Origin of the sequence: Acinetobacter bereziniae LMG 1003 = CIP 70.12 (genome assembly GCF_000368925.1) — a bacterium.
Lineage (GTDB): Bacteria > Pseudomonadota > Gammaproteobacteria > Pseudomonadales > Moraxellaceae > Acinetobacter > Acinetobacter bereziniae.
The window spans coordinates 270,895-280,812 of the sequence record NZ_KB849756.1; the positions used below are offsets into that span (position 1 = coordinate 270,895).

The window sequence follows — 9,918 nt, forward strand, 5'->3', positions numbered from 1 at the left end:
TTGAGCATAATAAGCAATGACTGCTTGTTTAAACTTTAAATTGTATTTCATAAAAATACCCTATAAGTTGTGTCCAACTTATAGGGTTCAGTTCAAAACAGAGGTTTTTTAATATCAATGAAATCGATTTATCATTTAACTCAGTGACCTATCAGCACAACATCTTTAAGCCATGGCACTGTTCAAATTATATATCTCAAACCTAAGGCAAGACTTTGCGCAAAGTGGCAAAACATTGATCCCCTTTATCTGACGCACAAAAACTCATGGTATTTTTATTAATCCACTTTACATAATACTGCGACACATCCCCAGTTTGATCTTCTTTACGCCCGGAACAATCGGTTTCGTTATTTTCATAGCGAATTTGCATGATCAATGCAGGAGGTTTTTCTAAAGTATTATCAGGCGAGGGTTGATAATCAAAAAGTCCTACTGACCACTCTTTGGCACTGTTGACAACAACTTCATTGGAACCTCGGAAATTATAATATTCGATGCATTTTTTATTTTCAGGAATTTCCATTCCCCATAAACCTAAAATTTCAGGTCGAGTACTAATTCGAATGGTGCTGGTTGTATTTGTCGCCATTACATTGTTGGTCGTTGTTGCTTGAGCGCGTGGAGGTGCCTCATCAGCTTTAGTGTAAGAAGAAAAGCTAAGCAGTAAAGAAATTATAAGTGCTGTTTTTTTCATACCCAATCTTGTATGCCAAATTTTATCATGTATAAACTATCATACATTTATAATAAAACATGTAAAATTAACCATATAAGAACAATCTTTATCCAAGCTCAACTGCAGAATAAATTTCTAAAATGCTGGATTAAAGGCGATTAAAACTATTGATTTATCGATATACATAGATATGATTATCATTACTACCTTAAAGACAAAGCCACGTGACTTGGAATTGGAATTAAGCATTCTTCTAAAATAGGTTAGTCATTTGCCACGAGCGATACTGTATTTAAGTCAAACGTTTAAGGACAATATTTCTGCATTTTTTCTGATTGCAGTGATCATATTTGCCTGTGCTTTGGCTGGAATATTGGGTAGACCGCTCTCCTTTCTTGCTATTTTCTGGCCAGCAAATGCCGTCTTACTCGGACTCTTTTTAAGATTTACCACGCTCAAAAATATTGGTGGGTGGCTAGGTGCATTTACAGGTTTTATGCTTGCAGACCTGATCACTGGAAATAGTTTTTTAGTGACCTTATTTTTAACCTTAGCCAATCTATCGCACACTTTGGTAACCTTATTACTTATTCATTTCTTTAAACTAGACTATAAACAATATAATAAAGGTTTAACTTTTTTATATCTTTTTGGCATCAGTGCATTTGGTGGTTGTCTCGCCGCAGCTACAGTTGCTTGCTTAACGGTTCCTCACTTGCCCAATACCTTTATGTCTATCGATCGAATCTGGATCGACTTTGGGATGTGGTGGACTGGAGAAATCCTCAATGTCATCGCATTTTTACCAATCGTCTTAGCAATTCCAAACCGCACTACGTTACAAAGTTATTTCCATGAATTTAAGCAACAACCCGTTCAAGCCCAACTTATTTTACCTTTTTTAGGTGTTGTTTTCTCAGTAACACTCACCCACTTTTTTATCGGTCCGGGTGCAATCATGTTCCCAATTGCGGCATTGATATGGGCTGCACTCAGTTATAATCTATTCTTTGTCTCAATTATCAATTGTGGGGTATGTATGCTTTTATATAATGCATTGACCTCATACTATATTACCCAATCACCAAATGCCTATCTAGAAACAACGCTTTCCGTTCGAATAGGTTTGTTTATGCTGGCATTAGGACCGTTGACGCTAACCATTATCAGTCGTAACCGACAAAAGTTATATCATCAGATTTTATATCTCGCCAATCATGATGGTTTAACAACTACGTTAAATCGACGTTATTTTTATGAGGAAAGTGAACGTACAATCGCCAAAAATACTGAAAAAACAGCGCATAGTGTGACGATATTACTGCTGGATCTAGATCATTTTAAAAAAATTAATGATCAATACGGACATTTGATTGGGGATTATGTTTTACAAACATTTTCCCAACAAGTAAAAGCACAGCTACGTGCCCATGACTTGCTCGGTCGTTTAGGGGGAGAGGAATTTGCAATTTTACTGAAAGATTTAAGCTTAGATCAAAGTATCGCAATTGCTCAAAGAATCTGTAATATGACCTTCGATACCCCTATTTATTTAGATGATCAACGTACACTTCAGATCAGTGTAAGTATAGGTTTGAGTTACCAAACATTACCCCACTGTATTCCCTTTCAACAGCTCATCAAACGTGCAGACGCAGCACTGTATTTGGCGAAAGAAAAAGGAAGAAATCAACTTTGTTTAGAAACAGATATTCAACAAGATCAAAAAATATTTGCCCATTAACCTTAAATTGCGAGGGAATGCAATGAAATATTCAGAATATATTCAATATGATGGCATCGGTTTAGCACAACTGGTACAAAGCAGACAAATACAAGCGCATGAATTACTTGAAATCGCCATTCAACGTGCTGAACAGGTCAATCCTAAAATCAATGCCATCGTGATTCCGATGTATGAACAGGCAATGAAAAATGCCAATAACCACCATTCAGGTCATTTTTCTGGCGTTCCTTTTTTATTAAAAGATCTCCACCAAGAGTTCGCAGGTGTGGCAACCTCTTTCGGTTCAAAATCTTTTAAAAATGCCCAATATATTGCCAAAGAAAACGCTGAAATCGTTACTCGCTGGATTAAATCAGGTGTCGTAACTTTTGGTTTAACCAACTCTCCTGAATTTGGCATTAAAGGCATCACTGAACCTGAAGCATGGGGAAGCTGTAAAAACCCATGGAATCTCAAATATAACAGTGGTGGTTCATCAGGGGGTGCAGCCTCAAGTGTTGCTGCTGGAATTGTACCTATTGCAGGGGCAAGTGATGGTGGAGGCTCAATCCGTATTCCCGCATCATATTGTGGGTTGTTTGGATTAAAGCCAAGTCGAGGACGTACGCCTTGGGGACCTAAAATTAGTGAAGCCATGCATGGTGCAGCAATGCAGCATATATTGTGTAAATCCGTAAGAGACAGCGCAGCAATGCTGGATGCAACACAAGGTTCAGATCACAGTGCACTTTTTAATATTCAACGTCCAACAGAAAACTATTTAGAGATCATTCAAAAAGCTCCAAAAAAATTACGTATTGGTTTTTCAGTCACGTCACCCATTGGTACTCAAGTATCACAAGATGCCGTCAATGCCATTCAAAACACCGTAAAGTTGCTACAATCCTTAGGGCATATCGTTGAAGAAGCTTCACCGCAGATTGATGGAATGGCTTTGGCTAAAGATTTTATTACCACATGGTTCAGCCAATGTGCTTATACTGTAAAACAAGTTAAACAGCAGTTTGGTGCAAAAGATCAAGATTTTGAATTAGATACTTTAGCCATTGCTGCATTTGGTGCTAAAGCATCTGCATTGGATTACATCAACAACCTGAATAACTGGGGAACTTATGTAACTCAAATGAATCAATTTTTTAGCCAATATGATTTACTCCTTATCCCCTCCACTGCATCTGTTGCACCCAAAAATGGTGAAGTCAAAACACCTGCTTGGCAAATTCCTATTTTAAAAGCGTTACTTAAAGTTGACCAAGCACACTTACTGGCTAAAGGAAAACTGGTTGAACAATTGATTAAAAATAATTTGCAGTGGGTACCCTTTACACAACTGGCAAATATTACGGGCTTGCCTGCCATGTCTGTACCCTTATATTGGAACAAAGATCATTTACCCTTAGGCTCTCAATTTATTGCCCCATTTGGGCATGAAGATACGCTATTACAATTGGCGGCACAGCTAGAACAAGCACAACCCTGGGCAACACGTTACCAATCCATCAAGGTATAAATTAACTTATTGTAAATATTCATATAAATTTTACCATTTATATGAATATTTACGTATTTTTTAATAACTATAAAAGTTTAATTAAACCTTTAAATCCCCAAATCAAAACTAAACTTTGCGACAAAGAATAAATGATCAAGCAGCTGATTTATTGTTTATAAAATGCCTCCACCACCTAGCCAAACATTTAAAAAATTGGGTATTTTTAACAATAGAGGCTTTAGCATTTTTTTGCATAAGTAAATCAACAATCAAGACAACCACTTATACAAAAAAGTCATAAGATATGCCTGTTTTTTGATATCTGGCAAATAAGTCATGTTTGGTCCTGTTGAGTTTATTTTGGCTGGCGTTTTAGTCGGTTTCTGTGTAGGTATTACCGGTGTCGGTGGTGGATCACTGATGACACCTATTTTGATTAGTTTATTTCGAATTGAACCACACATCGCCATCGGAACGGACCTCCTCTATGCTGCGATTTCAAAGTTCTGCGGTTCACTTGTACATGCAAAAAAACTCAATATTGTTTGGCCTATCGTACTTTGGCTCGCTTTAGGGAGTGTTCCAGCATCATTTGTGACCCATTGGGTTTTAGAAAACTATTTGAGCGGTTCAACCCATTACAAAGCCATCTTAACCATGGTTTTAGGGTTTATGCTGACGCTAACAGGTCTATCCATTATGTTCCGTGCCAGAATTGAAAAGTTTTTTGCCAAATTTCGTGAAGATCAACACGACTTTCAAGAGGTAAATAATTTTAACATTCAAGGTAAGCGTGTATACGTCGTGCTCATGGGCATTGTACTGGGTGTATTCGTGACGCTCTCCTCTGTAGGTGCTGGCGCTTTTGGTGTCATGGCACTCATTCTGATGTTTCCGAACTTACCGATGATTCGTATCATTGGTTCAGATGTGGTACACGCAGTTTTACTCACCTCTGTGGCAGGTTTTGCACACATGACTTCAGGCAACGTAGATTTTCAATTACTCGGATGGCTACTGGTTGGGTCTATTCCTGCGATTATTGTTGGCACATTAATCAGCTCGAAAATGCCTGAAAAGATGATCCGTAAAGTACTTGGAATCACCCTATTTGCTCTAGGTATTAACTTTATCTTAAATCCAGTTAAATCTAAACCTGTTGAAAAACCACAGGCAGTCATGGTTACTCAAACGGTTCAACAACAGCAGGTTTAAATTTAATCTGTAATTGATAACTTATCATTATGAATGGGTTGTGAAGTTTTAATGATTTATTTATAACAAAACTTGAACCAATTCATGTTATATTCTGACCACTAAAAATACTTTCTGTATGTTCTAATACCCAGTGACGGCAATGAATACATTAAATTCAAATCCAATTATTCAATCAGATATTGATGACGTGAATGTCCAAAGCATTCAAACGCTTGTAACTCCAGCTGAACTTAAAGCTGAACTCCCATTAAATGAAAATGCTTACCAAACTGTACTTCATGGTCGGGAAACAGTCCGTAATATTTTAGATGGTAAAGATAAACGTCTATTTGTTGTGATTGGTCCTTGCTCGATTCATGACCCTGTTGCAGCCCATGATTATGCAGATCGTTTAAAAGTTTTAAGCGAAAAAGTAAAAGATACGCTCTACATCATCATGCGTGTTTATTTTGAAAAACCTCGTACAACTGTAGGTTGGAAAGGTTTGATCAATGATCCTGACATGAATGATTCTTTTAATATCGAAAAAGGTTTACGTTTAGGACGTAAATTACTGCTTGAGTTAAATGACAAAGGTTTAGCTTGTGCGACTGAAGCGTTGGATCCAAACTCACCTCAGTATTATCAAGATTTAATTTCATGGTCTGCCATTGGCGCACGTACCACAGAAAGCCAAACCCATCGTGAAATGTCATCTGGTTTGTCATCACCTGTCGGTTTTAAAAATGGTACCGATGGTGGCTTAACTGTTGCAACCAACGCAATGCAATCCGTGAAGCATGGTCATAGCTTTTTAGGTCTGAATAACGAAGGTCAAGTTTCAGTGATTCGTACCAGTGGTAACCCGTATGCGCATGTTGTATTACGTGGCGGGAATGGTAAGCCGAACTATGATGCAGGCTCAGTTGCAGAAGCAGAAAACGCACTAGCAAAAGCTAAAGTCAGTACGAAAATTATGATTGATACCAGTCATGCAAACTCAAATAAAGACCCATATTTGCAACCATTGGTATTGAAAAATATCACAGAACAAATTCTTGATGGGAATAAATCGATTGTTGGCATCATGGTTGAAAGTCATATCAAAGGTGGGCGTCAAGATATTCCAGAAAATCTAAGCGATTTGGAATATGGTAAATCAGTGACTGATGGCTGTATTGACTGGGAAACTACAGAAAAAGCATTGCTTGAAATGGATGCAGCCTTAAAAGATATTTTACCTAAGCGTTAATTAGTATAAAAACGCCATCTACATAGATGGCGTTTTTGTTTATGATGTTATTAAAATTTTTCTGTAAGAATGCTATGAACGAACTTGAACAAGAACTCTGTCAAATCGCAAACTTTCAGTTTGTCCATGAACATTTACTGACTTCAGGTCAACCGACGGCTGAACAACTGAAGCAAATTAAAGAATACGGCGTAGATACAATCATCAATCTGGCATTTACAGATGCGTCGGTACATTTAGAACATGAAGATAAAATCTGTGCTGAGTTAGGCTTAAACTATATCCAAATTCCCATTCATTGGGATCGACCTGCAGATGACCAATGTTTATTTGCTCTAGATTTGATTGCACATTTAGTGCAGGAAAAAATGGTGTGGGTACATTGTGCCAAGAACATGCGTGTCAGTAGCCTAATGTATTTATATCGTCAATATTTTATGGATATGGATATGCCAACAGCACAAGAGTTGTTGCATCAAGTGTGGGAACCCAATGAGACATGGACAGGGTTAATGCATGCAGTCAGTCTACAACTTCAAGGACGTAAAGCAACTGAAGATTTACAACACTCATTAATGCATGCAGACCAATTTTCTTAAAAATATAACACCCTTGATATCTTTGATCGATTTCAATATAAAAGCATCCAGTATGATAAAAAATAAGCGCCCTTAGGCGCTTATTTTATAGCGATCTAAACAATCTGATTCTGCTTAATGAATCAATAATTGTTTGATCAATGGTAAGTTTGCTGAACTTGTCGCAGCCAAAATCAAACTATTATTGGAGAGTAAACTTGTCCATTTTTGATTCCCACCTGTCCCGCAGTTATAACTAATCAAACGGGCACGATTGTTATTTAAATAACCATATTCTAAATCAAAACATTTTGAACCTTGTTCAATGCGTTGTAATGTAGAATTAATCATCCATGCCTGCGCTGAACTCTCATTATTACATGATGCAAGATTGATCACACCAGCCTGACTTGCTAAACATTGATCCATATATTTCTTACTATGGATTTTACCCATCGCATCATAAATCCATTGCTCAGAGTCATCACCTGTACAAGCACTCTTACCACTGATGTAGGCATTTAGCTTGCCATCAGACAGTGTTTCTACCTTCAAACAGTTGGTTCCATTTTTTAGACTAGAAACTTCATTTAAATTAAAATCATTATTCAATTCCAATTTAGCCACAAATCGGTTAAATGCCTCAATCGCTTCAGCATTACCACTTTCCAAATCAACTCGATAAGCATTAATCCAACGATTTAAACGATAAAGTTTTATTTGCTGTTGGGTGTAACGTACCATTTCAAGCTGTGCATTTGGAGAAAGTTCAGTTTTAAATAGACGATAAGAATCAAATAGTAAACGTGAATTCGCATCAAGTTTAACCACCGCTTTACCTTGATTATTGAGTAAAGCTTGTTCAAGCTGCGGCATTTCAATTTTTCTTAAAGCAGAATATTCTGCTTCCTTACCAATGCTCACAAAAGGCGTCATAGCTTCAACTGCAACAGGAATACTGATGCTAGAGAGCTTAACTGCCTGTTGACCCATTTTTTGGCAATAAAGATCCACATTTTGAGGTGTATCACTTTGTGCAAGATTGACATGGAACTTATTGGCATTGCTTCCAGCATTTACCCGTTGTGGTGCAAGTGCAATATGTTCAACTTTACTGGCATATTGTACATTCAACCAACAACTTGCAGCAGTGCTAGAGGTATTGACTTGTGGCAAATTGAATACATTGCCCCAGTTACCACGTGCAGCAGGATAAACAATACCCACCTGATTTACAGGGTCATATCCCCCTAAAATTGTATAAACTGGCACACTAAATAGACGCGGCTTTAAAAAATTTCCATCTGCACTGTTGTACCAAACATTGCCTGAGTTTGGCGTTTTGGGTTGAGCATCCACCATTTCTCGTGTGTTTGCATTCCACTTTTTATAACCTGTGATTGAGTTTGCATCCCAAATATACTTATCAAATGCAGGCTGAATTTTCAACCAAGTACTATAACCTGTGTAGTGGGTATATTTAGAAATCGAGCTGGCACTTGCGCCACCACTCATTGCATCCCAGCCATAAGCATATAAATTTTGGAAGTTAGGCACCCCATTACTCCCATCTCCTAAATTAGTACTGCCCCAATTTAAGTTGCCGCGCATCTTATTACGAAATGCAATATAGCCCCAGCCACTATCCGCATGATGTGCAGACCAGAAATAATTGGTTGGGCTACCACTGGTTTCAACAGAGCCTGGATAATGTCCTAATCCATAATGATGTCCAATTTCATGACTGAATTCATTTCCTATAGAATCAATCAATGTCAAAATCCCATTACCACCACTCAAGCCATGATTTGACTCACCATTGGCATATTTACCTCTGGCATGATGAATCACAACACTTTGTGTCAGCTGTGGTTGTTCCTGACTTTGCATTGAGGAACTGGTCACCCCCCAATTAGCTAAATTTATACCGACACTAAATGTAGATTTCGCAGTATTCTCACGCATGTCACCATCATAAACGCCCCCATTGGTCGCGCTCGCTGAATCATAAATCACGCCACTCGCAACCATCACACGATTGAGTTTCATTTCCTCATATTTACTGACAATCATTTTTGCAGCTGGGATGGTTTGTAAATAATCAGTACCCGCTTTTTCTGGTTCCAAAAGCATATAGTGCCCATTGGATTTTGGTGCATCGGTCAATAAACCTAAGCGAATACTTTGAACCACAAGCTCTCCGGGCGCTGCAAAGTCAATATCGCTTCCGCCAAGCGTACCACTACGATTATTGACTGGATCGATGACGCGAATAGAAAGTCCTGGACGAACTTCATTCCACTTCAAAGCAAGTGACCATGCTTGCTTTGAGTACATGACACGTGCTCGATCGTCCTGATTGGATTGATCTGAAGCTGCAAGGCGTGATGGTTCTTTTAAATTAACTGTACGAATCAGTTGATTACCTTGATAAATTTCAGCTTGTAATTGGTTGAGTTCCCCCATCGCAACCAAAGGCGTTACCAATAACAAAGCATCTTTGTCAGTGGTCAAACGTGGCATTTTATCCTGTTCATTATTTTTAGGATTGACCGCATGACTTTGAACAAACTGTACCATTGCAGCGAAATTACCCGTTAAATCATTACGCAGTAATCGATTTTCGCCTTGTCCATTAAAATCATAGAATCCCAATATCTTATTCGAAATTTTATTTTTAACAGGCTCTGGATATTTTTCAGCAACAGGTGGCGTTGTACCCGTATTACCATCTGAACCATTGTTAGGTGGTGTTTCTGTAGAGCCATTGTTTGAACCACCCGAACCATTCTCTGGTGGTGTTCCTGTAGAACCATTGTTGGAGCCACCCGAACCACTATTTGGTGGAGTTTCTGTAGAGCCATTGTTAGAGCCATCCGAACCACTATTTGGTGGAGTTTCTGTAGAGCCATTATTCGAACCGCCCGAACCATTCTCTGGAGGTGTTTCTATAGATCCATTGTTGGAGCCATC

Annotated in this window: 7 protein-coding genes; 5 read left to right on the forward strand and 2 right to left on the reverse strand. The window is 38.3% G+C overall.

Annotation, left to right across the window (positions count from 1 at the left end; all coding sequences use genetic code 11):
- Positions 1 to 202: 202 nt before the first annotated feature.
- Positions 203 to 697, reverse strand: a complete 495-nt coding sequence (locus F938_RS11390; RefSeq protein WP_004830501.1) for a hypothetical protein — start codon at positions 695 to 697, stop codon at positions 203 to 205.
- 253 nt (positions 698 to 950) lie between these two features.
- Here F938_RS11390 and F938_RS11395 point away from each other — a divergent pair, with 253 nt between their 5' ends.
- The 5 genes from F938_RS11395 (at position 951) to F938_RS11415 (ending at position 6,966) form a co-directional block, all read left to right on the forward strand.
- On the forward strand, positions 951 to 2,423 hold the full coding sequence (locus F938_RS11395) for a GGDEF domain-containing protein (RefSeq protein WP_005031916.1): 1,473 nt from the start codon (positions 951 to 953) through the stop codon (positions 2,421 to 2,423).
- Positions 2,424 to 2,445: 22 nt separating this feature from the next.
- Positions 2,446 to 3,936 (forward strand): amidase, encoded by a 1,491-nt coding sequence (locus tag F938_RS11400; protein ID WP_005031918.1) that lies wholly within the window; start codon positions 2,446 to 2,448, stop codon positions 3,934 to 3,936.
- A gap of 318 nt (positions 3,937 to 4,254) precedes the next feature.
- Positions 4,255 to 5,133, forward strand: a complete 879-nt coding sequence (locus F938_RS11405; RefSeq protein ID WP_005031919.1) for a sulfite exporter TauE/SafE family protein — start codon at positions 4,255 to 4,257, stop codon at positions 5,131 to 5,133.
- Between the two features lie 142 nt (positions 5,134 to 5,275).
- The gene (locus tag F938_RS11410; RefSeq protein WP_004830496.1) at positions 5,276 to 6,367 is read left to right on the forward strand and encodes a 3-deoxy-7-phosphoheptulonate synthase; all 1,092 of its coding nucleotides are present in this window, start codon (positions 5,276 to 5,278) and stop codon (positions 6,365 to 6,367) included.
- A gap of 74 nt (positions 6,368 to 6,441) precedes the next feature.
- On the forward strand, positions 6,442 to 6,966 hold the full coding sequence (locus F938_RS11415; RefSeq protein WP_010591581.1) for a protein tyrosine phosphatase family protein: 525 nt from the start codon (positions 6,442 to 6,444) through the stop codon (positions 6,964 to 6,966).
- Between the two features lie 114 nt (positions 6,967 to 7,080).
- Here F938_RS11415 and F938_RS11420 read toward each other — a convergent pair.
- Positions 7,081 to 9,918: M66 family metalloprotease (locus tag F938_RS11420; RefSeq protein WP_005031921.1), on the reverse strand; the 2,838-nt coding region annotated here is incomplete at its 5' end.

Excerpts from the sequence above, each read along its gene's own strand:
- F938_RS11390 (WP_004830501.1), bottom strand. The coding sequence starts at position 697 with ATGAAAAAAACAGCACTTATAATTTCTTTACTGCTTAGCTTTTCTTCT.
- F938_RS11405 (WP_005031919.1), top strand. The coding sequence starts at position 4,255 with ATGTTTGGTCCTGTTGAGTTTATTTTGGCTGGCGTTTTAGTCGGTTTC.
- F938_RS11415 (WP_010591581.1), top strand. The coding sequence starts at position 6,442 with ATGAACGAACTTGAACAAGAACTCTGTCAAATCGCAAACTTTCAGTTT.
- F938_RS11400 (WP_005031918.1), top strand. The coding sequence starts at position 2,446 with ATGAAATATTCAGAATATATTCAATATGATGGCATCGGTTTAGCACAA.
- F938_RS11410 (WP_004830496.1), top strand. The coding sequence starts at position 5,276 with ATGAATACATTAAATTCAAATCCAATTATTCAATCAGATATTGATGAC.